Annotated in this window: 21 protein-coding genes; 15 read left to right on the forward strand and 6 right to left on the reverse strand. The window is 39.0% G+C overall.

Translation table 11 applies throughout. The features are described from left to right. Positions 1-20: 20 nt before the first annotated feature. From NHH15_RS03730 to aroC, 5 genes are all read right to left on the reverse strand, one after another. Complete coding sequence (locus tag NHH15_RS03730) at positions 21-1,886, reverse strand: extracellular solute-binding protein (RefSeq protein WP_262065310.1); 1,866 nt, start codon at positions 1,884-1,886, stop codon at positions 21-23. Then, positions 1,886-2,716, reverse strand: a complete 831-nt coding sequence (locus NHH15_RS03735; RefSeq protein WP_262065311.1) for an ABC transporter permease — start codon at positions 2,714-2,716, stop codon at positions 1,886-1,888. Before NHH15_RS03735 ends, NHH15_RS03730 begins: the two co-directional genes overlap by 1 nt. After that, complete coding sequence (locus NHH15_RS03740; RefSeq protein WP_262065312.1) at positions 2,706-3,779, reverse strand: ABC transporter ATP-binding protein; 1,074 nt, start codon at positions 3,777-3,779, stop codon at positions 2,706-2,708. Before NHH15_RS03740 ends, NHH15_RS03735 begins: the two co-directional genes overlap by 11 nt. Before the next feature lie 21 nt (positions 3,780-3,800). Then, positions 3,801-4,337, reverse strand: coding sequence for a helix-turn-helix domain-containing protein (locus tag NHH15_RS03745; protein ID WP_262065313.1), 537 nt, complete (start codon positions 4,335-4,337; stop codon positions 3,801-3,803). 121 nt (positions 4,338-4,458) lie between these two features. After that, positions 4,459-5,568 carry a chorismate synthase gene (gene aroC, locus NHH15_RS03750; protein ID WP_262065314.1) on the reverse strand — a complete coding sequence of 370 codons (1,110 nt, stop codon included), beginning with the start codon at positions 5,566-5,568 and terminating at the stop codon, positions 4,459-4,461. Between the two features lie 106 nt (positions 5,569-5,674). On the opposite strand from aroC, the gene NHH15_RS03755 reads away from it, so the two are divergent. The 13 genes from NHH15_RS03755 to NHH15_RS03815 all read left to right on the forward strand — a co-directional run bounded on the left by NHH15_RS03755 (position 5,675) and on the right by NHH15_RS03815 (position 21,701). Beyond that, positions 5,675-7,381 carry a L,D-transpeptidase family protein gene (locus NHH15_RS03755; RefSeq protein ID WP_262065315.1) on the forward strand — a complete coding sequence of 569 codons (1,707 nt, stop codon included), beginning with the start codon at positions 5,675-5,677 and terminating at the stop codon, positions 7,379-7,381. Positions 7,382-7,389: 8 nt separating this feature from the next. Beyond that, positions 7,390-8,520, forward strand: coding sequence for a tRNA guanosine(34) transglycosylase Tgt (tgt, locus tag NHH15_RS03760; RefSeq protein WP_262065316.1), 1,131 nt, complete (start codon positions 7,390-7,392; stop codon positions 8,518-8,520). A gap of 60 nt (positions 8,521-8,580) precedes the next feature. Next, positions 8,581-8,886, forward strand: a complete 306-nt coding sequence (gene yajC, locus NHH15_RS03765; protein WP_330639144.1) for a preprotein translocase subunit YajC — start codon at positions 8,581-8,583, stop codon at positions 8,884-8,886. A 196-nt stretch (positions 8,887-9,082) separates the two neighbouring features. Further along, a complete protein-coding gene (gene pflB / locus NHH15_RS03770; protein ID WP_262065317.1) occupies positions 9,083-11,335 on the forward strand; it encodes a formate C-acetyltransferase in 2,253 nt (750 codons plus the stop codon). A gap of 25 nt (positions 11,336-11,360) precedes the next feature. After that, complete coding sequence (gene pflA, locus NHH15_RS03775) at positions 11,361-12,098, forward strand: pyruvate formate-lyase-activating protein (protein WP_262065318.1); 738 nt, start codon at positions 11,361-11,363, stop codon at positions 12,096-12,098. 70 nt (positions 12,099-12,168) lie between these two features. Then, a complete protein-coding gene (gene deoD, locus NHH15_RS03780) occupies positions 12,169-12,867 on the forward strand; it encodes a purine-nucleoside phosphorylase (protein ID WP_262065319.1) in 699 nt (232 codons plus the stop codon). Positions 12,868-12,879: 12 nt separating this feature from the next. After that, positions 12,880-13,278: a cytidine deaminase gene (gene cdd / locus NHH15_RS03785; protein ID WP_262065320.1), complete on the forward strand. Its 399-nt coding sequence runs from the start codon at positions 12,880-12,882 to the stop codon at positions 13,276-13,278. Between the two features lie 147 nt (positions 13,279-13,425). After that, positions 13,426-14,511 (forward strand): 3-isopropylmalate dehydrogenase, encoded by a 1,086-nt coding sequence (gene leuB, locus NHH15_RS03790; RefSeq protein ID WP_262065321.1) that lies wholly within the window; start codon positions 13,426-13,428, stop codon positions 14,509-14,511. Positions 14,512-14,524: 13 nt separating this feature from the next. Continuing rightward, complete coding sequence (gene ilvD / locus NHH15_RS03795) at positions 14,525-16,201, forward strand: dihydroxy-acid dehydratase (protein ID WP_262065322.1); 1,677 nt, start codon at positions 14,525-14,527, stop codon at positions 16,199-16,201. Between the two features lie 14 nt (positions 16,202-16,215). After that, complete coding sequence (gene ilvB, locus NHH15_RS03800; protein ID WP_262065323.1) at positions 16,216-17,895, forward strand: biosynthetic-type acetolactate synthase large subunit; 1,680 nt, start codon at positions 16,216-16,218, stop codon at positions 17,893-17,895. Between the two features lie 4 nt (positions 17,896-17,899). Continuing rightward, the gene (gene serC / locus NHH15_RS03805; protein WP_262065324.1) at positions 17,900-18,982 is read left to right on the forward strand and encodes a 3-phosphoserine/phosphohydroxythreonine transaminase; all 1,083 of its coding nucleotides are present in this window, start codon (positions 17,900-17,902) and stop codon (positions 18,980-18,982) included. Between the two features lies 1 nt (position 18,983). Next, positions 18,984-20,147, forward strand: coding sequence for a phosphoglycerate dehydrogenase (locus NHH15_RS03810; protein WP_262065325.1), 1,164 nt, complete (start codon positions 18,984-18,986; stop codon positions 20,145-20,147). A 90-nt stretch (positions 20,148-20,237) separates the two neighbouring features. After that, positions 20,238-21,701 (forward strand): polysaccharide deacetylase family protein, encoded by a 1,464-nt coding sequence (locus NHH15_RS03815; RefSeq protein ID WP_262065326.1) that lies wholly within the window; start codon positions 20,238-20,240, stop codon positions 21,699-21,701. A 58-nt stretch (positions 21,702-21,759) separates the two neighbouring features. Here the strand turns inward: NHH15_RS03815 and NHH15_RS03820 are convergent, their stop codons facing one another. After that, positions 21,760-22,932 carry a ribose-phosphate pyrophosphokinase gene (locus NHH15_RS03820; protein WP_262065327.1) on the reverse strand — a complete coding sequence of 391 codons (1,173 nt, stop codon included), beginning with the start codon at positions 22,930-22,932 and terminating at the stop codon, positions 21,760-21,762. 143 nt (positions 22,933-23,075) lie between these two features. Here NHH15_RS03820 and der point away from each other — a divergent pair, with 143 nt between their 5' ends. Further along, positions 23,076-24,404 carry a ribosome biogenesis GTPase Der gene (gene der, locus NHH15_RS03825; protein ID WP_262065328.1) on the forward strand — a complete coding sequence of 443 codons (1,329 nt, stop codon included), beginning with the start codon at positions 23,076-23,078 and terminating at the stop codon, positions 24,402-24,404. A gap of 2 nt (positions 24,405-24,406) precedes the next feature. Next, a complete protein-coding gene (gene plsY / locus NHH15_RS03830; protein WP_262065329.1) occupies positions 24,407-25,048 on the forward strand; it encodes a glycerol-3-phosphate 1-O-acyltransferase PlsY in 642 nt (213 codons plus the stop codon). The last annotated feature ends 11 nt before the right edge of the window (positions 25,049-25,059 follow it).

Consider the following 25,059-nt stretch of genomic DNA (forward strand, 5'->3'; position numbering starts at 1 on the left):
TTGAACCGTGGACTTTAACATTAGTTGCTTTTTACTTCTCGCCATAGCCGGTTATAGAGGGCGTCGTTTTCATCTCCTAAGAAGGAGAAGGTTTCACATCTTTCTAAATCCTCTTTTGGAGGAAAAGCTATAGGACTGTTTTTGAGAGCTTCATCTTCAATGAGATCACGGGCTGCATCATTGGGTGTGGAATACGTAATATAGTCGAAATTCATTTTCGCAATATCAGCTCTGCAGAGGAAATTTATAAACGCCTCTGCATTTTCTTTATTCTTTGAGTTTTTCGGAATGACCCATGAATCAATCCAAACATTGGAGCCTTCTTTTGGAATGACATATTCAAGGTTTTCGTTTTCCCATTGTGTATAGATAGCCTCACCCGAGTAAATCACTCCAAGTGCTGCTTCATTACCAATCATTTTATCCCGAACCTGATCAATAACGTAGGCCTGTACAAGGGGCTTTTGTTCAATGAGAAGTTTTTTAGCGGCTTCCAATTCATCTAAATCTGTTGAGTTAAGAGAATAGCCCAAATATTTTAGAGTAACCCCAAAGGCATCACGAACACTATCCTGCATTAATATGTTATCTTTATACTGCTCATCCCAAAGCACAGACCAACTGTCGATGGGTTCCTCTACCATCGTTTTATTGTACAGAATACCCACTGTTCCCCAGCAATAGGGAATGGAGAAGTTGTTTTCGGGATCAAATTGTTTGGATTGTATAAAATAAGTTTCTCCAATATTTTTGGCATTTGGAATGTTGTCATAATTCAATTCTGCAAGTAGATTATTTTCAATCATCCGTTGAATCATATAGTCAGAAGGACAAACTACATCATAGGCAATGGCACCGGATTGAATTTTGGGGTACATGATTTCATTGGTTTCAAACTCTTCATAAACTACTTGAATACCTGTTTCTTCTTCAAATAAATCTAAGACCTCAGGATCCATATACTCTCCCCAGTTATATACAATTACCTGCTCTTTACCGGTGAGGTTAGAGCTGCGTCCGTAGAAGATTCCACCTCCAATAAGTACAAGAAGGAGAAGGGCAGGAACCAGCCTGCGGAAAATAAACTGCTTTTGTTTTCGATGTTTTACCACCTTTTTATTTTCCTTATCAGAAGGAGAAAGATTGACAACAAAAAGCAATAGTAGAACTGAGACAAATAAAAGTGTAGACAGAGCATACATTTCCGGCTTTATCCCTTTACGGACTTCGCCATAAATTTTTGTGGACAAAGTATCTACTCCCGGGCCTTTGGTGAAGTGTGTGATAATAAAATCATCCAGGGACATCGTAAAGGCGAGTAAAAATCCGGAAGAAATTCCAGGAAAGATGTCTGGAAACACTACTTTAAAAAAAGCATAAATAGGAGAAGCGCCGAGATCTAATGCGGCTTCATAGGTAGCTTTATTGGTTTGTTTTAACTTTGGCATTACGCTTAAAATTACGTAAGGAATGTTAAAGGTAATGTGTGCAAATAAAATTGTTGTAAATCCAAGGGAGAACCGAATTGCCACAAACAGCAGCATAAGTGAAATACCGGTTACAATATCGGCATTTAACATGGGAATATTTGTAACAGCCATAATAGGTGTCCGTACACTTTTGCGCATTGCCTGTATGCCAATAGCGGCGGCGGTACCAATAATGGTAGCGAGAAAGGCACTTGCAAAGGCGATGATTAATGTGGTATAGAGGGCGTTCATAATGTCCTGATTCTGGAAAAGAGAGGCATACCACTTTACTGTGAACCCACCCCATTTTGCTCTGGTCTTTGAGTTGTTAAAGGATAAAACAATCAGTGTAACAATAGGAGAGTACAATAGTATTAAAATCAAAATGAGATAGAATCTCTGTATAAACTTTTTCATTAGAATCCACTTCCCTCCCCTTCTTTATCGTATTTGGCTATCAAGGCCATACTGATAATAATAAAAACCATCATGACAAGAGAAAGACCACTTCCTACATGCCAGTTACTTCCCTGTTTAAATTCTTGTTCGATGACATTACCAATTAGTAAAATCTTACTTCCGCCTAAAAGGTCAGAAATCACAAAGGTGGTAAGGGCAGGAACAAAGACCATGGTAATACCACTGATAATACCTGGTACACTTAAAGGCAGGATAATACGCATAAAGGTTTGAATACTGTTCGCACCTAAATCCTGGGCAGCATGAACCACATCTTTATCAATCTTTGAAAGAACATTATAAATAGGCAGTACCATAAAAGGCAAAAAGTTGTATACCATGCCAAGAATGATTGCGTAGGGCGTATTGATAATATTAAGAGTCGGCAAGTGAAGTGCGTTTAAAATAGTATTGACGACTCCATTTTTTTCTAATAGATTCTGCCATGCCAGTGTACGAAGTAAAAAATTCATCCACATAGGAAGAATAAAAATCAAAACAACAAAACTGGATTGATTGACATTGAAACTTGTTAAAATCATTGCTAATGGATAAGCTAAAATCAAGCAAATCACTGTGCTTATAAAAGAAAGAAGCAGGGCAAGGCCCAAAGCCTTTAAGTTTTCGTCTGTTGTAATTTGAGCAATATTACGGAGGGTAAAGGTATTGTCTGATGTGGTAAGTCCGTAATATACAATCATAAAAAGAGGTATTAAGATAAAAGCAATTGACCACAATAAATAGGGTCCTGCAAGTAATTGTTTGTAAATTTTTCTTTTATTCTTCAACGCCTACCGCCTCCGCATCTTCTGTTTTTGGTTTCTTCATTATCTGGATATTATAGGGATCTACATAAATTCCTACATTTGTTCCCACTGGAAACATATCAGTACTGTGTACAAGCCAAGTGAAATTATTCGCTTCTACCTCCATCTCGTAATGTACCCCTTTAAATATTAAGTGGCTGACGATACCTTGGAGAATTCCTTTGTCAGGAGTCACAAGTTCTACGTCTTCCGGCCTGATTACGGCATCTACGGGTCTGTTTTTACCAAATCCTATATCAACACAGGGAAAATCAACTCCGAGGATTTTTACAAGCTTATCTTCAACCATGAGAGCGGAAAGAATATTGCTCTCCCCAATGAAGTCAGCAACAAAGGCATTTTGTGGTTCGTTATAAATATCTTCTGGAGTCCCGATTTGTTGGATGTATCCTTGGTTCATAACCACAATTGTGTCGGACATAGTAAGGGCTTCTTCTTGATCATGGGTCACATAGACAAAGGTAATACCCAGCTCATTTTTTAAGCGGATCAACTCGTACTGCATATCTTGTCGAAGTTTTAAATCAAGAGCCCCTAATGGTTCGTCCAACAAAAGAACTTTCGGCTCGTTTACAATGGCTCTGGCAATGGCAACACGCTGTTGCTGACCACCACTTAAAGAATCCGGCATACGATTTTCGAATCCATCTAAATTCACCAGTTTTAGTGCATATTTAATTTTGTCACTGATATAGGAAGAGGTCTTCCCCTTAATTTTTAGTCCGAATGCAATATTTTCAGCAATTGTCATATGGGTAAAAAGCGCATATTTCTGAAAAACTGTATTTAGCTTACGCTTGTTTGGAGCGAGACTATTTATATTTTTCCCTTCAAAAATTATTTCTCCATGATCCGCTGATTCGAATCCGCCCAGAATACGCAAGAGAGTGGTTTTTCCACAACCACTGGGGCCTAAAAGGGTTAAAAATTCATTTTGTCTTATGTATAGATTCAAATTGTCTAAAACAAGATTGTCTCCAAAAGATTTTGAAATATTCACAATATCAATTAATTTATTTGCCATCACAAACCTCCCACAATGTGTTTAAAAGCTAGGGGGTGTACTTACCCAAAGAAGAGAAGCACCTTTTTTCCCAGCTTTAATATAATGTTCTTTGCTTGGTACAAAGTAAAAAGATTCACCTTTTTTTGCACTGTAACTATGTTTTCCAATAAAAATTTTAATATCACCCCGTAAGACATAACCAAATTCTTCACCTTCGTGTGGCATATCCAAATAGGTAGAACCGTTCGCTTCTAAGGTGACTCGAATAGGCTCCATCATATTCTTTTGGGCATTTGGAATAATCCATTCTGTTTTATTACAGAGTTCAGAGTCGATTTTTTCAAAATAGTCCTCATAACGAAAAACAACTTGTTCCTCCTTTTCCTCCTCAAAAAACTCGTGAATACTAGTGCCAAGGCACTGCAATATATCCACTAAAGTAGCAATCGAGGGAGAGGTTAGATTTCTTTCTAATTGGGAAATAAAGCCTTTGGACAGTTCTGCACGATTTGCCAGCTCCTCCTGAGTTAAGTCTTTTGATACACGCAGCTCTTTTAGTTTTTGACCGATTTCCATGGGTTCTCCTTAGTGTAATAAACACAGTAAAAATAAACTTTGAATTTAGTATTAGTAAACAAGTGACTAGTACTATTATACATATTTTTTTTGAAGAAGCAATAGAAAAAGCAGACAAAGTTTACACAAATGTCTGCTTGTAAATGATTTCCAGATATTCCATTTTTGCATGGGTATTTTCCATAAGTAAATCAAGCACTGTAATAGCTGTCATCGCCTCTGCAACCACAACTGCCCGTGGAACAATGATTGGGTCGTGTCTGCCGGTGATTTCAAGGTTGATTTCAGTATGATCCTGATTGATTGTTCTTTGCATCTGGGCAATAGAGGGGGTTGGTTTTACTGCAAGGCGATAGGTCAGCGGGCTTCCATCACTTATCCCACCAAGAATACCTCCTGCATGGTTTGTAGCCTTATCGACTTTGTTGTCTTTTATCTGAAAGGAATCATTATGAAGGCTTCCAGGCATTTTAGCTGCTTCAAAACCACTGCCAATCTCAATTCCTTTCACTCCGCCAATGCTCATAAGTGCTTTGGAAAGACAAGCATCTAATTTATCAAAAACAGGTTCTCCAATACCCGGGGGAAGTCCCAATACTTGTCCTTCTATAATTCCTCCAACGGAATCTTTTTCTTTAATAGAGTTTTCTAAATAGAGCCCGGCTTTTGCGGCAATATTTTTAGAAGGCATATAGAGGGGATTGCAAAATATTTCATTGAGATTATAATCTTTATCATCAATCACATGAGGTCCAATGGCTTTCGTGTAGGTAATAAGGGTGATTCCCAAACCTTTTAATATTTTTGACGCAATTGCTCCAGCTGCCACACGGCCAATTGTTTCCCGGCCAGAGGAGCGGCCGCCGCCTCTGTAATCACGAATACCGTATTTAGAATCAAAGGTATAATCTGCGTGTCCGGGACGGAATGCATCTTTTATGTTTCCATAATCCCGGGAATGTTGATCTTTATTTCGGATTAGCAGCGAGATAGGGGTGCCAGTGGTTTTACCTTCAAAGACTCCAGATAATATTTCAACTTGATCATCTTCATTACGTTTGGTTGTGTATTGACTTTGACCAGGCTTTCTACGGTCTAAGTATTCTTGGATATCCTTCTCTGAAAGAGGAAGGTTGCTGGGGCACCCATCAACTACAACGCCAATGCCTTTTCCATGGGATTCTCCCCAGGTTGTAACACGAAAATTCTTTCCAAAATTAGATCCTGCCATAATTTTTCTCCTTTAACACAATATGTAGTTACTATTATACATGAAAAACTTAAAAATACTACTATACTTATGAAGGAAAATGTAATACAATGGAGCATGTAAGTGTGTGAAAACAAAGGGAGATATGAGTAAGGAGTCGATAGCGATGGGTACTAATGGTACACATAAGGATGATATTGTTGAAGAAACAATGAATGAATTCTATGAAAGTTTGTCAAAAAAGGATGAAAACAAAAAAGAAAAAGAGAAAAGTAAAAATAGGAAAAGGAAAGCAGAGCATAATTCTAGCGTGCCTGTACCTGAGCCTGAGCCTGTGGTTACGAATCTTGTCGATGAGGAAGTCATAGAAGAGACTGTAACGGATGAGACCGTCATGGTAGATGAGACCGTAACGATAGAAGAAAAGCTTGAAAAGCGCCGAAAAAAGAAGAAAGCAATAGGGATAACCTTAGGAACGATACTAGGGTTGATTTTGGTGGTTTATTTAGCAGGCAGCTTTTATTTTTCAAGTCACTTCTTTTTCTTTACCAAAATTAATGGAACGGATTTTTCACTAAAGAGTGTCGAACAGGTGCAGGCCTACTTTGAAGAACAAGTGGATAATTACTCTTTGACACTACAAGGAAATAGTGATATTGAAGAAAAAATATTAGGAACAGATATAGATTTAAAGTATGTTGCCGGAGATGATGTGAAAAAGCTTGTTGACAAACAGAATTCTATGCTTTGGTTTAAAGCGCTTTGGGATCATCCTAAAATGAAGGCGAATGTTGGGGTAGAGTATGATAAAGAAAAGCTGGAAGCAAGGCTTGCAACATTAGAGTGTCTAAAAGAGGAAAATCAGGTTGCGCCAGTTAATGCCCATCCAGTTTTTAAGAATGGAAGCTTTGAAGTAGAGAATGAGGTAGTTGGATCAAAGGTGGTTCGGGAAAAGTTTGATGAAGCCATTAAAACAGCACTGAATGGATTTAATTCTGAAATCAATCTTCAAAAAGCGGGAGTTTATGAAACGCCAGCATACACCTCTGAATCAAAGGAGGTCATAGCTGCAAAGGATACGATGAATAACTATTTAGGAGCAAAAGTCACCTATGACTTTACTCCCAGTGAAGAGGTAGTAGATGGAACACTGATTTCTCAATGGCTTAGTACAGACGGGAAAATGAATGTTTCTTTTAATGAGGATGCAGTACGTGCTTATATTGCGTCTTTAGCTGAAAAATATAATACAGTTGGACAAACAGTTGACTTTACCACGCCTGATGGAAGAGCGGCACAGGTGAATAGTGGTAGTTTTGGATGGAATATTAATCAGGAAGAAGAATTTACAGCGTTAACAAACAATATAAAAAACAAGGAAGAAATCAAGCGTGAGCCGGCTTATAGCAGCAGAGGTATTACCCATGAAAATAATGGGTTTGGCAATACGTATGCAGCCGTTGATTTGAGTGGACAGAGAGCATTTTTTGTACAAGACGGACAGGTTGTTTTAGATTCTCCAGTTGTAACTGGAAATCCGAACAAAGGATGGGAAACTCCTCCGGGACTGTTCTTTTTAGCTTATAAGACAACGGATCAAGTTCTTCGTGGCAAGAAGATGCCAGATGGTTCTTATGAATATGAGTCACCAGTTCAATATTGGATGCCTTTCAATGGTGGAATCGGATTTCACGATGCTTCATGGCAGCCAGTGTTTGGAGGAGATCGTTATTTGACTTATGGTTCGAGAGGGTGTATTAATATGCCTACGGATCAGGCAGCGTTGATGTATAGTCTTGTATATTCTGGTGTTCCAGTTGTTTGTTATTATTAGGAGAATAAATGTACGAATTATTAAAAACAGAAGGTAAAGCAAAACGGGGGCGTCTACACACGGTACACGGGGTGATAGAAACCCCGGTTTTTATGAACGTAGGAACTGCGGCGGCGATTAAAGGAGCTGTCTCTACAGAAGATTTAAAGGAGATTGATACACAGGTCCAGTTATCGAATACGTATCATCTTCATTTGAGACCAGGGGATGAAGTTGTAAAAAAACTTGGAGGACTCCACAAATTTATGGTGTGGGATCGTCCTATTCTAACAGACTCAGGTGGTTTCCAAGTGTTTTCTCTTGCAGGTCTTCGGAAAATAAAAGAAGAGGGTGTACATTTTCAATCCCATATAGATGGGCGGAAAATTTTTATGGGTCCGGAAGAAAGCATGCAGATTCAATCCAATCTTGGATCTACGATTGCCATGGCTTTTGATGAATGTCCGGCAAGCGTCCATGAAAGAGCTTATATTGAGCAGTCGGTAGAACGTACAACCAGATGGCTTAAGCGTTGTAAAGCAGAGATGAGCCGGTTAAATGATTTGCCGGATACAGTGAATAAGGAGCAGCTTCTTTTTGGTATTAACCAAGGAGGTGTTTTAGAAGATGTACGTATTGCTCATGCGAAGGAAATCGCGGAATTGGATTTACCAGGATATGCAATCGGTGGTTTGGCAGTAGGGGAAAGTCACGAAGAGATGTATCGTATACTGGATGCGGTCGTGCCACATCTTCCTCAGAACAAACCCACCTATTTAATGGGAGTGGGTACTCCTATCAATATATTAGAGGCTGTGGAGCGAGGTGTTGATTTCTTTGATTGTGTCTATCCCAGCCGCAATGGCAGGCATGGACACGCCTATACAAATCAAGGGAAAATCAATCTATTTAATGCAAAGTTTGAATTGGATGCCAGACCAATAGAAGAGGGGTGTGGATGTCCAGCCTGCAGCAAGTATTCCAGAGCCTACATCCGACATTTGCTAAAAGCAAAAGAAATGTTGGGTATGCGCTTGTTAGTACTTCATAATTTGTATTTTTACAATCATTTGATGGAGGATATCAGACTTGCGTTGGATGAGGGCAGGTTTACAGAGTTTAAGAAAAGAAAAATAGAGGAAATGACGAAAAATACTTGATGTAAGGATATAAATTGTGTATGATATCCTTAGTGTGAAAAAAAGTCAGGAGGAAAGAACATGTATGTTTTAGCAAACGCGGGCGGCGGAATGAATTCGGCATTGCTCATCGTAATATATGCTGTAATTATTGGTGGTTTTTGGTTTATTTTCATGAGACCACAAAGAAAAGAACAGAAGAGAGTACAATCTATGCTGTCTGAAATGGCTGTTGGAGATACAGTACTTACAACAAGTGGTTTTTACGGTGTGATTATTGACATGACGGATGAAGACGTTGTTGTAGAATTTGGAAGTAATAAGAATTGTAGAATTCCAATGAAAAAAGAAGCAATTTCTCAGGTTGAAAAACCAGGACAAGAATAAGTTATAAGATTTAGAAGACCCATTTTTATGAAGGGTCTTCTTTTTATTGTACTAATCCCCGTACATAAATTGTACTAAATCGCGTACAAAGTAAGTATTGATTACTATTATCAATAAAACCATTGACTTGGCTTTTTAAAATGCTATACTTCATGTGAAAAGATTAATCACCTTATTTTGAAAGGAGAAATAACATATGAAAGAATGGACACAATGGGACGGTTTTAAGGGTAGGTTATGGAAGTATGGTGTAGACGTACGTGATTTTATTCAGGAGAATTACACACCCTATGAAGGAGATGAATCTTTCTTAAGTGATCCTACAGAGGCAACAAATAAGCTTTGGGGAGAATTGCAAAAATTACAAAAAGCTGAAAGAGAAAAAAATGGTGTCTTGGATATGGAGACAGAAGTGGTATCCAGCTTAACAGCCTATGGACCTGGATATATTAATGAGGAATTAAAGGAATTAGAAAAGGTAGTGGGCATCCAGACTGACAAACCCCTCAAAAGAGCTTTTATGCCTTATGGAGGAATTAATCTTGCAGTAAAAGCGTGTGAAACATATGGTTATAAGCCGAATGAAAAGATGGTAGAAATATTTACAAAGTACCACAAGACACACAATCAAGGTGTATTTGATATTTATACACCGGAAATGAAAAAAGCAAGACATAACAAAATCATTACAGGACTTCCAGATACCTATGGACGAGGACGAATTGTAGGGGATTACAGAAGAATTGCCCTTTATGGCATTGATGAGCTGATTGAATGCAAAAAAGCTGATTTTATAGAAGGTGAACGTCATGGGATGAAAGGGACAGATTTCCGTTTAAGAGAAGAAATCGCAGATCAGATTAAGGCTTTAAAAGAAATGAAAGAAATGGCTGCAATCTATGGGTTTGATATTAGTGAACCAGCCCAAAATGCGAGAGAGGCAGTTCAGTGGTTATACTTTGGCTACCTTGCAGCAATTAAAACTCAAAATGGTGCTGCAATGAGTGTGGGAAGAATATCCACCTTCTTAGATATCTACATTAAAAGAGATATGGAAAAAGGAATTTTAACAGAGGATGAAGCACAAGAGTTAATTGACCACATGGTTATGAAGTTCCGTATGGTTAAATTCGCAAGACATACCGCCTATAATGAGTTGTTTTCAGGTGATCCGGTATGGGCTACATTGGAAGTGGGAGGACTCGGTCAGGATGGCAGAAGCATGGTGACAAAAAATGATTTCCGATTCCTGCATACACTGGAGAATATGGGTCCTTCTCCAGAACCAAACCTAACGGTCCTTTATTCAGAACGTTTACCAGAAACTTTCAAGAAATATGCAGCTTATATTTCAGTGGAAACCAGTTCTATACAATATGAAAATGATGATGTGATGAGACCGGTATGGGGAGATGATTATTCAATTTGCTGTTGTGTATCTGCAACCCAAACAGGAAAAGAAATTCAATTTTTTGGAGCAAGAGCAAACTTGGCAAAATGCTTACTTTATGCAATCAATGGTGGTGTAGATGAGAAGACAAAAGAACAGGTTGCACCGGCATACAGACCAATTACAGGAGAATATTTGGACTACGATGAGTTAATGGAACGCTATGACGTGATGCTGGAATGGCTCTCGAAATTATATGTTGATACCTTGAATATGATTCATTACATGCATGACAAGTATTATTATGAATCGGCAGAAATGGCTCTTATTGATACGAATGTAAGACGTACCTTTGCAACAGGTATTGCAGGTTTCTCTCATGTAGTAGATTCTCTGTGCGCTGTGAAATACGGAAAAGTAAAGGTCATCCGTGATGAACAAGGAATCGCAGTTGATTACATACCCGAAGGAGAATTTCCACGTTATGGAAATGATGATGATAAAGCAGATGATATTGCGGTTTGGCTTTTAAAGACATTTATGAGTAAGCTCAAAAAGTGTCACACTTACAGAGACTCTGAACCAACGACATCAATTCTTACGATTACATCAAACGTAGTCTATGGAAAAGCAACCGGATCATTACCTGACGGAAGAAAAGCAGGAGAACCTTTAGCGCCTGGAGCAAATCCATCTTACGGTGCAGAACAAAGTGGTTTGCTGGCATCCCTGAACTCTCTTACAAAACTTCCATATGAGGAGGCTTTAGATGGGATTTCTAACACACAAACAATTAATCCGGGAGCACTGGGACACACAGAGGAAGAAAGAATCAATAAGCTGACGACTATTATGGATGGATATTTCTCTCAGGGAGCCCATCACTTAAATGTCAATGTTTTTGGGGTAGAGAAGCTAAAAGATGCTATGGAAAATCCTCAGAAGGAAGAGTATGCAAACTTTACCATTCGTGTGTCAGGCTATGCGGTTAAATTTATTGACTTAACAAAAGAGCAGCAACTAGACGTAATAGCAAGAACGTGTCATAATACCTTATAGAGTTTGAAGAAAGGAAGGGATTTTTATGGCAAAAGGATATGTGCACTCTTTGGAAAGCTTTGGTTCAGTTGACGGTCCAGGGGTACGATATGTGATTTTTACAGCAGGTTGTCCCATGAGGTGTCAGTTTTGTCACAACCCAGACACTTGGGATATACAAGGCGGAACACCTTATGAGGCAAAAGAGCTGATTCAAAAAGCTCTCCGGTATCGCTCGTATTGGGGGAAAGAAGGGGGAATCACTGTAAGCGGTGGAGAACCTTTGATTCAGATTGACTTTTTGATTGAATTATTCACCCTGGCCAAGGAAGAGGGCATTCACACGACCTTAGATACCAGTGGGAATCCTTTTACCAGACAGAATCCCTTTTTTATGAAATTCCAACGGCTGTTGGAAGTGACGGATTTGATTTTATTAGATATTAAGCAGATTAATGAAGAGAAACATATAGAGCTGACAAGGCAAAAGAATTCCAATATTTTGGATATGGCTCAATATTTAAGTGAGATTCGTCAGCCAGTCTGGATTCGCCACGTTTTGGTTCCTGGATTAACGGACAATGATAGAGATTTAAAGGCGTTAAATTCATTTATTCAAACCTTAAAAAATGTTGAGAAGGTAGAAGTGCTTCCCTACCATAACTTAGGAGAATACAAGTGGAAGGAATTGGGGCTGGATTATCCATTAAAAGGAGTTGAGCCACCTGAAAAAGATAGAGTGGATAATGCAAACAGGATATTACATACAGGGAAGGTTGATTAATACCGTCCCTGTTTTTTTGTGTTAAAAAATGATATGATAGTAGAAATGTCAAAAAAAGGAGGAAAAGCATATGAGTACACCACATAATTCGGGAGAAAAAGGTGAAATTGCCAAAAAAGTATTAATGCCGGGAGATCCTCTGCGGGCAAAATTTATTGCAGAGACTTATTTGGAGGACGTTCGGGAATTTAATACCGTTCGCAATATGCTGGGATATACAGGAACATATAAAGGAAGAGAAGTTTCCGTTATGGGAAGTGGAATGGGAATTCCATCGATTGGTATCTATTCCTATGAGTTGTTTCATTTTTACGATGTGGAGGAGATCATTCGAGTGGGTTCAGCCGGAGGTCTTGCCATGGATTTGAATTTAAAGGACGTAGTAATTGGTATGGGGGCATGTACCGATTCCAGTTACCAAAGACAATTTAATTTGCCGGGAACTTTTGCACCGATAGCAGATTATGATTTATTGGAAAGAGCTGTAAAAAAGGCAAAAGATATGAAAGTCTCTGTTAAGGTAGGGAACTTGGTGTCTTCAGATGTTTTCTATAATGCAGACGAGACGGTAAATAAGAGATGGCAGAAAATGGGTGTATTAGCAGTAGAGATGGAGGCGGCAGCCTTATATATGAATGCAGCATGGGCTAAAAAGAAGGCTCTTTGCATAGCCAGTATATCCGATCACTTATTCAAAGAAGATGCTTTGACTTCTCAAGAACGGGAAACCGGGTTTACTCAAATGATGGAAATCGCTTTAGATATATAGGAGGTTTGGAGCGTGAAAGAGAAATTAATACAAGAGGCCAAAAAGGCGATGGAAAATTCCTATTCTCCTTATTCCGGTTTTCAAGTAGGAGCAGCTGTTCTTACAAAAGAAGGTAGTATATTTAAAGGAACCAATATTGAGAATGCAGCCTATTCACCAACAATATGTGCAGAGAGAGTTGCAATTGCCAAAGCAGTCAGTGAAGGACACAAAGAGTTTGCTGCAATTGCTGTAACGGCAAAAAACAGTGAAGGGGAAGAAGTGATGGCTTCGCCTTGTGGAGTGTGCCGTCAGGTAATGAGTGAATTTTGTCAGGATGATTTTCAGATTTTTCTGGAGGAGAAAGGGGAAATCAAAGAATATAGTCTGGCACAGATATTGCCTCTTCGTTTTGTAAAAGAGGTGTTATAAGAGGTGAAAATGTCCAAAGAGAGTATTCGACAGAAGAGAGTTACTGTGCTGATGTGACAATTTAACAATTTAGTGAAGTAAAGTCTTGAAAGGAATATAAAAATAAGATATGATGTACTGTATAGTTTTAAAAGGAAGGGTGATGAAATGAAAGCAACAATTGGAGTGATAAGAGGTGACGGAATCGGTCCGGAAATCGTACAGGAAGCAATTAAGGTTCTTGATAAGATTGCTGGTTCTTTCGGTCACACTTTTGTATATAAAGAGCTTTTAATGGGAGGAGCTTCCATTGATGTATACGGAGAACCACTAACGGATGAGACCATAAGAGAAGGACAACAGTGTGATGCCATTTTAATGGGGTCTATAGGTGGGGATCCCACTACTTCGCCATGGTATCAATTAGAACCAGCAAAGAGACCGGAAGCAGGTCTTTTAAAAATCCGGAAGGCCTTTAATCTTTTTGCCAATCTTCGTCCGGCTACCTTGTATGAAGAACTAAAAGAGGCGTGCCCTCTAAAGGAGAGCATTATATCAGGCGGCTTTGATATGGTGATTATGCGGGAGCTGACAGGTGGCTTGTATTTCGGTGAGAGAAAAACGGTAAATGAAAACGGTATGCGTGTAGCATATGATAGTCTTACATACAGTGAAGAAGAAATAAGAAGAATCAGTATAAAGGCATTTGAAATTGCAAAGAAAAGAAGCTGTAAAGTCATCAGTGTTGATAAAGCAAACGTATTGGATTCTTCCAGATTGTGGAGAAATGTCGTAGAAGAAGTTGCAAAAGACTACCCAGAGGTAACATTGACACATATGCTTGTAGATAATTGTGCAATGCAGCTGGTGAAAAATCCAAAGCAATTTGATGTAATTTTAACTGAAAATATGTTTGGAGACATCCTGTCTGATGAGGCGAGTATGGTAACCGGATCTATTGGCATGCTGCCAAGTGCTAGTTTTAATGAAACGAAGTTTGGGCTCTATGAACCAAGTGGTGGTTCGGCACCGGATATTGCGGGACAAAAAATAGCAAATCCGATTGCGACAATCTTATCTGCTGCAATGATGCTTCGTTATTCCTTTGACTTGGATGCAGAAGGGAAAGCCATAGAAGAAAGTGTTAAAAATGTATTAAAGCAAGGATACCGTACCATTGATATTGTGTCAGAAGGCACAACTCTGATTGGGACAGAAGAAATGGGAAGTAAAATCGCTGAAGGGATACAATAAGAGGAGGCAAAGTATGAAAAGTGATGCTGTAAAAACAGGGAAGCAACAAGCACCCCATCGTTCGCTCTTTAATGCGGCAGGGTTTACAAAGGAAGAACGAGAGCGTCCATTGGTGGGAATCGTAAGTTCTTATAATGAAATTGTTCCAGGTCATGTGAATCTGGATAAGATTGTAGATGGCGTAAAACTAGGAGTTGCCATGGCAGGGGGAACACCGGTTGTTTTTCCGGCAATTGCTGTTTGTGATGGGATTGCCATGGGACATACAGGAATGAAATATTCTCTTGTAACAAGAGATTTAATTGCAGATTCAACAGAGGCAATGGCCATCGCGCACCAATTTGATGCTCTTGTAATGGTGCCTAACTGCGATAAAAATGTACCGGGACTTTTAATGGCAGCGGCCAGAGTCAATGTGCCTACGATATTTGTAAGCGGAGGCCCTATGCTGGCAGGAAAAATGTTTGGAAAGAAAACTTCCTTATCCAGTATGTTTGAAGCGGTAGGGGCGAATGCGGCAGGACTTATGTCAGATGAGGATTTGGAGGAGTTTGAAAATAAAGCATGTCCAACTTGTGGATCCTGCTCAGGGATGTATACGGCGAATAGCATGAATTGTTTGACAGAAGTTTTAGGAATGGGATTAAGTGGTAATGGAACCATACCTGCTGTTTATTCCGATCGTATTCGCTTGGCAAAGCATGCAGGAATGCAGGTTATGGAGTTATATAGAAAAGGAATCAAGCCAAGAGACATTATGACAGAAGAAGCAATTTTAAATGCTTTAACGGTAGATATGGCTCTCGGATGTTCTACAAACAGTATGCTTCATTTACCCGCAATTGCTCATGAGATAGGAATGGATTTTGAGATTGATTTTGCAAACGGAATCAGTGAAAAGACACCGAACCTGTGTCACTTAGCACCAGCAGGAAACACCTACATGGAAGACCTAAATGGGGCAGGTGGAGTATACGCTGTCATGAAAGAGCTGGATAAAAAATCATTGCTTCATACAGAATGCATGACTGTTACGACAAAAACAGTAAAGGAAAATTTGGAAGGAGTACAAAATTTAGATGCAGATGTCATCCGGCCAATTGAGAATCCTTACAGTGAAACAGGTGGAATTGCGGTCTTGAAGGGAAACCTTGCACCAGATGGAAGCGTGGTAAAGAGATCGGCTGTTGTTGAAGAAATGCTTGTGCATGAAGGACCGGCAAGGATATTTGATTGTGAAGAGGATGCAATTGATGCAATTAAGAAGGGTTGTATTGTAGCAGGAGATGTTGTGGTAATTCGCTATGTGGGTCCAAAGGGTGGCCCTGGCATGCCTGAAATGCTGAATCCTACCTCAGCAATTGCAGGTATGGGACTGGGTTCTTCTGTTGCATTGATTACAGATGGACGATTCAGTGGAGCGTCCAGAGGCGCTTCAATTGGACACGTATCACCGGAAGCGGCAGTCGGCGGTCCTATTGCGTTGATTGAAGAAGGGGATATTATTCGCATCAATATACCAGAGTATACCCTGGAGGTTCAAGTAAGTGATGATGAAATGGAAAAAAGAAAGCAAAACTGGGTACCGAGAAAGCCGAATATTACATCCGGCTATTTAACCAGATATGCAAGCATGGTAACCAGCGGAAATCGTGGTGCGATATTAGAAGTACCTAAATGTGAAGAGTAAGGAGGATTACATTCATGCAGAAATCAGGAGCAGAGATTGTAATTGAATGCCTCAAGGAGCAGGGTGTAGACACTGTATTTGGGTTTCCGGGAGGAGCAATTTTAAATGTATATGATGAATTGTATAAACACAGTGATGAAATCACCCATGTGTTAACCTCCCATGAACAAGGGGCGTCCCATGCTGCAGATGGGTATGCACGAGCAACAGGAAAAGTCGGAGTTTGTCTGGCAACAAGTGGACCCGGTGCAACCAATCTGGTTACTGGGATTGCTACGGCATATATGGATTCAGTGCCAATGGTGGCAATCACTTGCAATGTGGGAGTTTCTCTTCTTGGAAAGGATAGCTTTCAGGAAATTGATATTGCAGGCATTACCATGCCAATTACAAAGCACAATTATATTGTAAAAGATGTGAAGGACCTTGCAACTGCAATTCGCAAAGCTTTTATTATTGCGAAGCAGGGAAGGCCAGGACCTGTATTGGTGGATATACCAAAGGATGTTACAGCAAGTAAAACAGATTTTAAGTCTGGTGTTGTTAAGACAAATAAAGTAGAACGTGTATTGAACGAAAAGTCGATTGATGCTGCATTGAAAATGATCCGAAAGTCAAAAGCACCTTATGTATTTGTAGGAGGCGGAGCAATTATTTCGGAGGCAGATCAAGAAATCTGGGAGTTTGTCCAGAAGATAGATGCACCGGTTTGTGATACGTTAATGGGAAAAGGAGCGTATCCCGGAAATGATAAACGATACACAGGAATGCTTGGGATGCATGGAACAAAAACCGCCAATTATGGTGTGAGTGAATGTGATTTACTTGTGGTAATAGGTGCCAGATTCAGTGATCGTGTTACAGGGAATGCCAAGAAATTTGCCCGGAATGCAAAAATTCTTCAGATTGATATAGATGAAGCGGAAATAAATAAAAATGTGTTGGTTCAAGGCATTATTATAGGAGATATAAAAGAAGTATTACAGAAGTTGAATGAAAAGCTGGAGCCTCAAAATCATGAAACATGGGTGAATCGAATTTTGGGATACAAACAAAAATATCCTCTCAGTTATCCGACACATGGCTTGACGGGTCCTGGTATTGTAGAAGAAATCTACAAAGAAACCAAGGGAGAGGCAATTATTGTTACAGAAGTAGGACAGCATCAAATGTGGGCATCCCAGTTTTATGCATATACAAAGCCAAGAACTTTCTTAAGCTCAGGAGGTCTTGGAACTATGGGATATGGTCTTGGAGCATCCATAGGGGCAAAAATAGGATGCCCGGACAAGGTGGTCATCAATGTGGCAGGAGATGGGTGCTTCCGTATGAATATGAATGAGATTGCGACTGCAGTCAGATATAATGTTCCTATTATTCAGGTTGTAGTAAATAATCATGTACTGGGAATGGTAAGACAGTGGCAGGATTTGTTTTATGGAAAGCGTTATTCGGCTACGGTACTCAATGATCAGGTTGACTTTGTTCTTCTTGCAGAAGCAATGGGGGCAAAGGGAATCCGCGCAACGACAAAGCAAGAATTTAAAAAGGCATTAAAAGAAGCACTGACTTTTGGGAAACCGGTTGTGATTGATTGTCAGATTGATTCAGATGAAAAGGTTTGGCCTATGGTAGCACCGGGAGCAGCAATTGATGAAGTGTTTGATGAAACTGATATGGAAAAAAAGGAGTAAGAAAATGAAAACAGTCTATAATTTTTCGGCAGGTCCAGCGGTACTTCCGAAAGAGGTATTGCAAGAAGCAGCAAATGAAATGTTGGATTATAAGGGAAGTCAGATGTCCGTTATGGAGATGAGCCATAGATCGAAGGTATATGAAGGGATTTTAAATGAGGCAAAGGCTGATTTGAAAGAACTTTTATCAATACCTGATAACTATAAGATTCTTTTTTTGCAAGGAGGGGCTTCAACACAATTTGCAATGATTCCCATGAACCTTATGAAAAACCATGAAGCAGATTATATTGTAACAGGGCAGTGGGCGAAGAAAGCGGCTCAGGAAGGGCAGTTGTATGGAAAGGCAAATGTGATTGCCTCTTCAGAGGATAAGACCTTTTCCTACATACCGGACTTGGACAATTTGGCATTTTCGAAAAATGCAGACTACGTTTATATTTGTGAGAATAATACAATTTATGGTACGAAGTATAGTACCCTTCCGGATACAAAAGGAATTCCCCTGATTTCGGATATATCCTCTTGTTTTCTATCAGAACCTATGGATGTTACAAAATATGGAATGCTCTTTGGTGGGGCACAAAAAAATATTGGACCGGCAGGAGTCACAATTGCAATTATCCGCGAGGATTTATTAGGAGATGAGGTATTTGAGGGTACGCCAACTATGCTGCGTTATGATACTCATGTCAAAGCAGATTCTCTTTATAATACACCACCGGCATATGGGATATATATTTGCGGGCTGGTTTTTAAATGGATTAAATCTCAGGGCGGTTTAGAAGGTATGAAGAAGATGAACGAGGAAAAGGCCGGGATTCTTTATGATTTTCTTGACAGCAGTCATATGTTCAAAGGAACTGCACGAAAGCAGGACCGATCTCTTATGAACGTTTGTTTTATAACGGGAGATGAAAAACTCGATAAAAAATTTGTAGAAGAAGCAAAAGAAGAAGGCTTTGAGAATCTAAAAGGACACCGAAGTGTAGGCGGTATGCGTGCAAGCATATACAATGCCATGCCGAAAGAGGGTGTTGAAGCATTAATAAAATTCATGAAGAAGTTTGAAGAGGAGAACCTTTAAGATGTATCACTATCATTGCTTAAATCCAATTGCAGAGGTTGGATTAAATCGTTTTACAGAAAATTACATACCAGTTAAAGACGCGAAAGATGCCCAGGCAATTCTTGTACGTAGTGCGTCTATGCACGAAATGGAGCTGGGAAAAGAGCTTCTGTGCATCGCTCGTGCAGGAGCAGGAGTTAATAATATTCCATTAGATCAATGTACCAAAGAAGGAGTTGTAGTTTTTAATACTCCAGGTGCCAATGCCAATGGGGTTAAGGAGCTTGTTATTGCAGGAATGCTGTTGGCTTCCCGGGATATTATCGGTGGAGTTAATTGGGTTCAGGAAAAAGAAGAAGATGGTAATATTGCGAAAGAAACAGAAAAGGCAAAAAAAGCTTTTGCAGGACGGGAATTAGATGGAAAAAAACTGGGAGTTATTGGTTTAGGTGCGATTGGTGTATTGGTAGCAAATGCAGCAACCCATCTGGGAATGGATGTTTATGGATACGATCCCTATGTATCGGTTGATGCGGCATGGAGACTCTCCAGAAGCATACATCATGCAAAAACCTTGGATGAACTTTACAAAGAGTGTGATTATATAACCGTACATGTACCAGCATTAGAGTCTACCATAGGAATGATTGATAAAAATGCAATGACCTTAATGAAAAAAAATGTTGTGATTTTAAACTTTGCAAGAGATACCTTGGTAAATGAAGAAGATATGGTAGATGCATTGCTTTCCGGAAAAGTTAAAAATTATGTTTCGGATTTTCCAACACCTAAAATTGTTGGAGTGAAGGGTGCGATTGTAATTCCTCATTTAGGGGCTTCAACAGAGGAGTCGGAAGATAACTGTGCAAAAATGGCTGTCAAGGAAACGATGAATTACATTGAAAATGGAAATATTAAAAATTCGGTGAATTATCCGGATTGTGATATGGGATTCCGGGGTGAAAATTCAAGAATCACTCTTCTCCATGAGAATAAGCCAAACATGATTGGGCAATTTTCTAATATTCTGGGAGAAGCTTCTATGAATATAGCGGATATGTCAAATAAAGGGAAAAAGAGTTTTGCATATACGATGATTGATATTGACAGCGAGGTTCCTCAAGATGTGATTGATAAATTGGCATCTGTAGATGGAGTAAAAAAAGTGCGTTTGTTAACATAAACGTAAGAAAAACGTAATAGATATTTAAATTGAAAAAAGCATCTCGTCACAGTATACTGGAATTAGAGTTTTATTATAGGGGAGAACAGTATGAGTAGTCGAGGAATGAGCAGAAAACGTGTTTTAGCACGTAGAAGAAAAAAAAGGAATGTCAGAATACTAATGTTACTGGGCATTCTTTTTTTGATATTTATTTTATTAATACAAGGAATTAAGTTTGTGAAATCAAAAATCAAACATCCTGAAATCACTCTTACAGTTAAAAGTATCCAAATTAAAAGAGGAGAGGAAATTCCAAGCTTTGAAGTACAAGTGAAAGGAAAAGATTTAAAAGATAAACCGTTATCGAAAGAAGCGGGCCTTACTTCAAAGGATTTATTGGAGGAATTTCAAGGAAAGAAAGGTTATAAAATATCTTTTGATTCGGAGAAAGCAACGATGGAAGGAAAGTATGGGGTAAAGATTCTTTTAGACGAAGATATAAAGGAAAAGCTGCATTCTGACTGGAAGAAAAAGGTGAATGTAGTTGTTAAAAATGGACAGCTTACAATCGTCCATCCTGTAGGGAAATGGAAGGGAGATAAATTCCAGCGCTACGAAGGTGGATATGTTTTAAACGAATTTATTTTTTATAAAAACAAATACTATTATTTTGACGAAAACGGTGATAAGACAGTAGGCTTAAAAAGAGATACTACAGGTGTATTGTATTATTTTAATAAAAACGGGGTAATGCAAAGAGGCTGGAAAGACATTAAGGATAAGAGTTATTATTTTCAGGATAGTGGTGCCGCAACCGTAGGATTTTCTGATATAGATGGAGCAACCTACTACTTTGATGAAGAAGGACAAATGCTTACAGGGAAGCAGACAATTGGCAGATTCAAGTGTGTGTTTGGAAAAGCTGGAAAGATGACGAAGCGGGAGGTGGAAGGTATTGATACCAGCAAGCCGATGATTGCACTTACCTTTGATGATGGTCCAGGGAAATTTACAGATGAGCTTTTGGACGGATTAGAAAAGTATGATGCAACCGCTACATTCTTTTTGCTTGGGTCGAATATACCGGGATATGAAGAGACATTGAAAAAAATGGATAAAATTGGTTGCGAAGTAGCGAATCATTCCTTTTCCCATCCTCAGCTGACGAAGCTTGGCGGGGCAGAGATAGCAGGTGAGGTTAACCGAACCAATGACTTAATAGCCGGTGCAATCGGAAAGAGGGGAACGTCTCTTCGCCCTCCCTATGGAGCAATTGATGATAAGGTTCGGACACATGTGGGTACACCTATGATTCTATGGAATCGGGATACGCTGGACTGGAAAACGAAGAACAAAAGACAAATTGTAGATCATATATTAGGGACTGCAGAAGATGGAGATATTATTCTGCTGCATGATATTTATAAAGAGTCGGTTGATGCAGCAATAGAAGCTGTTCCGAAGCTTATGGAAAGAGGATTCCAGTTAGTGACGGTCTCGGAATTGGCGGCTGCAAGAGGGATTAATTTAGTGCCAGGAGAAAGCTATACCAGTTTTCCAAGGGCGGAATAGTATTTCATTATAAAAGGTCTTCTATGATAATCAATTTTATCGTAGGAGACCTTTTGTATTACTTATTATATTTTTCCAAGAGTTGTTTGATTTTTGTGGTAGGATCCAACACGCTGCTCATCGTGACATCATGATTATTTGAATCGATAATCAGTGCTAAAAACTTACTCATATCAGCAATGGTAAAATAAGGTCTTTCTAAAATAGCTGGGGGAAGATAAGTAAGGTTGGTTGTAATAACCCGGTCAAAATATCCTTTTTCATAATATTCATCGAATTTATCTAATCCCTCTGTAAAAAGGCCAAATGTGGTGCAAAGGATAACCTTACTTGCGCCTTGTGTACTCACTTGTTTTGCAACATCTAGAATACTGTCTCCAGAGGATATCATATCATCCACAACGATTACAGCCTTGCCATTTAAATCATCGCCAAGGTATTCATGGGAAAGGATAGGGTTTTTTCCGTTTACAACGGTAGAATAATCTCTTCTTTTATAAAACATTCCCATATTAATTCCAAGTACATTTGAAAAATAAATTGCTCTGTGCATAGCTCCTTCATCAGGGCTGATCATCATGAGATGATCTTTGTCTACCTGTAAGTCTGTCTCTACTCGTAAAAGTGCTTTGATGAACTGGTAAGCAGGGCTAAAGTTATCGAAACCATGGAGAGGAATCGAATTTACAACACGAGGGTCGTGAGCATCAAAAGTGATAATGTTATCGACTCCCATTTGAATCAGTTCTTCTAAAGCAATTGCACAATCTAAAGATTCTCTTTTGGTTCTTTTATGTTGTCTGCTTTCATAAAGGAAAGGCATGATTACATTAACTCTTTTTGCCTTGCCGGTGGTGGCTTGAATAATACGTTTTAAGTCTTGATAATGATCATCCGGAGACATATGATTAATGTGACCATTTACAGTATAGGTAAGGCTGTAGTTACAAACATCTACCATAATAAACAAGTCTTTTCCACGAATGGTTTCCCCGATGACACCTTTTCCTTCTCCAGAGCCGAAACGTGGAGTGGAAATATCAATTAAGTAATTGTCTCGATCACATTCCAGATAGTCTCTGGATTTTTCTTCACACTCTTTTTTATACTCTTTTCTGAAGTTAACGATATGATTATTCACTTTTTCGCCTAAATCCTTGCAGCTGTCTAAAGCAGCGATACGAAGTGAAGCGACGGGCATAGCTTCTTCTATTAGTTTTATATTAGACATTTTTGATTCTCCTCAGTTATATTCTCCTATTATTTATATCATTTTTTAAGAGAGTAAGCAATAAAACATGACAAATTCTCTATTCTGATATATAATTGTTAGGTTAGAAGTGATTGAACCAGGAATAGAAATAGGAGAAAAGAATGAGTAAGCCAATTGTAGCAATTGTAGGACGCCCAAATGTAGGGAAGTCAACATTGTTTAATTTATTAGCAGGTGATAAAATATCAATCGTAAAAGATACTCCCGGTGTAACAAGGGATCGTATATATGCAGAAGTGAACTGGCTGGATAAAGATTTTACCTTAATTGATACAGGGGGGATTGAACCAGATAGTCAGGATATTATTCTTTCCCAGATGAGAGAACAAGCCCAAATTGCTATTGATACAGCAGATGTTATTCTATTTATAACGGATGTAAGGCAAGGTCTTGTGGATTCAGATGCGAAAGTAGCAGATTTATTAAGACGTTCCAGAAAGCCGGTTTTACTAGTTGTCAATAAAGTCGATAATTTCAACAAGTTTTTACCAGACGTTTATGAGTTTTACAACCTGGGGATTGGGGAACCAATTCCGATTAGTGCAGCATCTCGTTTGGGAATCGGAGATATGTTGGATGAAGTGGTGAAGCATTTTCCTTCAAATGCAAAAGAAGAGGAAGAAGATGATCGTCCAAGAATTGCCATAGTAGGAAAGCCGAATGTAGGAAAGTCCTCAATTATTAATAAGCTTTTAGGTGAGGAACGGGTTATTGTATCTGATATTGCAGGGACTACGAGAGATGCTATTGATACTCAAATACGGCATAATAAAAAAGATTATGTATTCATTGATACAGCAGGACTGCGCCGAAAATCCAAGATTAAAGAAGAGCTGGAGCGTTATAGTATTATTCGAACGGTAACGGCTGTGGAGCGGGCAGACATTGTTCTGATTGTGATCGATGCAATAGAAGGTATTACAGAGCAGGATGCGAAAATTGCAGGGATTGCCCATGAAAGAGGAAAGGGAATCGTTATTGTAGTCAACAAATGGGATGCCATTGAGAAGAACAATAAGACCACGAAGGAATATGAACATGAGGTGCGTCGTGTACTATCTTATATGCCGTATGCTCAGATTATGTACGTATCTGCGTTAACAGGGCAGCGGTTACCAAAACTCTTTGATATGATAGATGTGGTGATTGAAAATCAAACGCTTCGTATTGCTACGGGAGTCTTAAATGAGATTATGATGGAAGCGGTTGCTATGCAGCAGCCACCTTCAGACAAAGGAAAAAGATTAAGGCTGTATTATATTACTCAGGTTGGAATTAAACCGCCGACTTTTGTCATTTTTGTAAATGACAAAGAGTTAATGCATTTTTCATACCAAAGATATTTGGAAAATAAAATTAGAGAAGCCTTTGGATTTAAAGGCACATCGTTAAAGTTCTTCATTCGGGAAAGAAAGGAAAAAGAAAAGTAGAAATGGAAAGAATTATATGTGTGCTAATCGGATATTTATTTGGATTATTGCAGACAGGGTATTTTATAGGGCGATTAAATAATGTTGACATACGAAAGATGGGAAGTGGAAATGCAGGAACAACCAACGCTCTCCGTACTCTAGGAAAGAGAGCAGGGGCTGTAACGTTGTTAGGAGATTGTTTCAAGTGTGTTGCTGCAGTTTTGCTTGTTCATTTCATTTTTGGAAATGGAGCTGCTGATTTGTTACCCGTATTGTCCATGTACGCAGGTGCCGGGGTGATATTGGGACACAATTTCCCTTTTTATTTAGGTTTTAAAGGTGGAAAAGGAATTGCCGCTACGGCAGGGCTCATTATCAGTACAACGAATATATGGATTGTATTAATTTGTCTCGTTGCATTCGTTGGAATTGTGGCAATCAGCCGCTATGTGTCAGTAGGTTCTTTGCTGGTTGTTAGTATTTTTTTTGCGGCAGTTGTAATACTGGGACAAAACGGATATTATCATACTACAGGACGCTATTTAGGTGAGATATATGGAGTTGCATTTTTCGTGGTTATCATTGCCTTTTTTCAACATAGAGAGAATATTAAGAGATTAATTAAAGGAAACGAGAATAAAATCGGAGCGAAAAAAAAGTAGGAGGTGTCGTT

The organism is Aequitasia blattaphilus (genome assembly GCF_024721305.1).
In the GTDB taxonomy this organism is placed as follows: domain Bacteria; phylum Bacillota; class Clostridia; order Lachnospirales; family Lachnospiraceae; genus Aequitasia; species Aequitasia blattaphila.

What these genes read in the sequence shown, in the direction of transcription:
- der (WP_262065328.1), top strand. Translation starts at nt 23,076, where the DNA reads ATGAGTAAGCCAATTGTAGCAATTGTAGGACGCCCAAATGTAGGGAAG.
- ilvD (WP_262065322.1), top strand. Translation starts at nt 14,525, where the DNA reads ATGAAAAGTGATGCTGTAAAAACAGGGAAGCAACAAGCACCCCATCGT.
- NHH15_RS03745 (WP_262065313.1), bottom strand. Translation starts at nt 4,337, where the DNA reads ATGGAAATCGGTCAAAAACTAAAAGAGCTGCGTGTATCAAAAGACTTA.
- pflB (WP_262065317.1), top strand. Translation starts at nt 9,083, where the DNA reads ATGAAAGAATGGACACAATGGGACGGTTTTAAGGGTAGGTTATGGAAG.
- NHH15_RS03740 (WP_262065312.1), bottom strand. Translation starts at nt 3,779, where the DNA reads ATGGCAAATAAATTAATTGATATTGTGAATATTTCAAAATCTTTTGGA.
- serC (WP_262065324.1), top strand. Translation starts at nt 17,900, where the DNA reads ATGAAAACAGTCTATAATTTTTCGGCAGGTCCAGCGGTACTTCCGAAA.
- plsY (WP_262065329.1), top strand. Translation starts at nt 24,407, where the DNA reads ATGGAAAGAATTATATGTGTGCTAATCGGATATTTATTTGGATTATTG.
- leuB (WP_262065321.1), top strand. Translation starts at nt 13,426, where the DNA reads ATGAAAGCAACAATTGGAGTGATAAGAGGTGACGGAATCGGTCCGGAA.
- aroC (WP_262065314.1), bottom strand. Translation starts at nt 5,568, where the DNA reads ATGGCAGGATCTAATTTTGGAAAGAATTTTCGTGTTACAACCTGGGGA.
- pflA (WP_262065318.1), top strand. Translation starts at nt 11,361, where the DNA reads ATGGCAAAAGGATATGTGCACTCTTTGGAAAGCTTTGGTTCAGTTGAC.
- deoD (WP_262065319.1), top strand. Translation starts at nt 12,169, where the DNA reads ATGAGTACACCACATAATTCGGGAGAAAAAGGTGAAATTGCCAAAAAA.
- NHH15_RS03820 (WP_262065327.1), bottom strand. Translation starts at nt 22,932, where the DNA reads ATGTCTAATATAAAACTAATAGAAGAAGCTATGCCCGTCGCTTCACTT.
- NHH15_RS03810 (WP_262065325.1), top strand. Translation starts at nt 18,984, where the DNA reads ATGTATCACTATCATTGCTTAAATCCAATTGCAGAGGTTGGATTAAAT.
- ilvB (WP_262065323.1), top strand. Translation starts at nt 16,216, where the DNA reads ATGCAGAAATCAGGAGCAGAGATTGTAATTGAATGCCTCAAGGAGCAG.
- tgt (WP_262065316.1), top strand. Translation starts at nt 7,390, where the DNA reads ATGTACGAATTATTAAAAACAGAAGGTAAAGCAAAACGGGGGCGTCTA.
- NHH15_RS03815 (WP_262065326.1), top strand. Translation starts at nt 20,238, where the DNA reads ATGAGTAGTCGAGGAATGAGCAGAAAACGTGTTTTAGCACGTAGAAGA.
- yajC (WP_330639144.1), top strand. Translation starts at nt 8,581, where the DNA reads ATGTATGTTTTAGCAAACGCGGGCGGCGGAATGAATTCGGCATTGCTC.
- NHH15_RS03730 (WP_262065310.1), bottom strand. Translation starts at nt 1,886, where the DNA reads ATGAAAAAGTTTATACAGAGATTCTATCTCATTTTGATTTTAATACTA.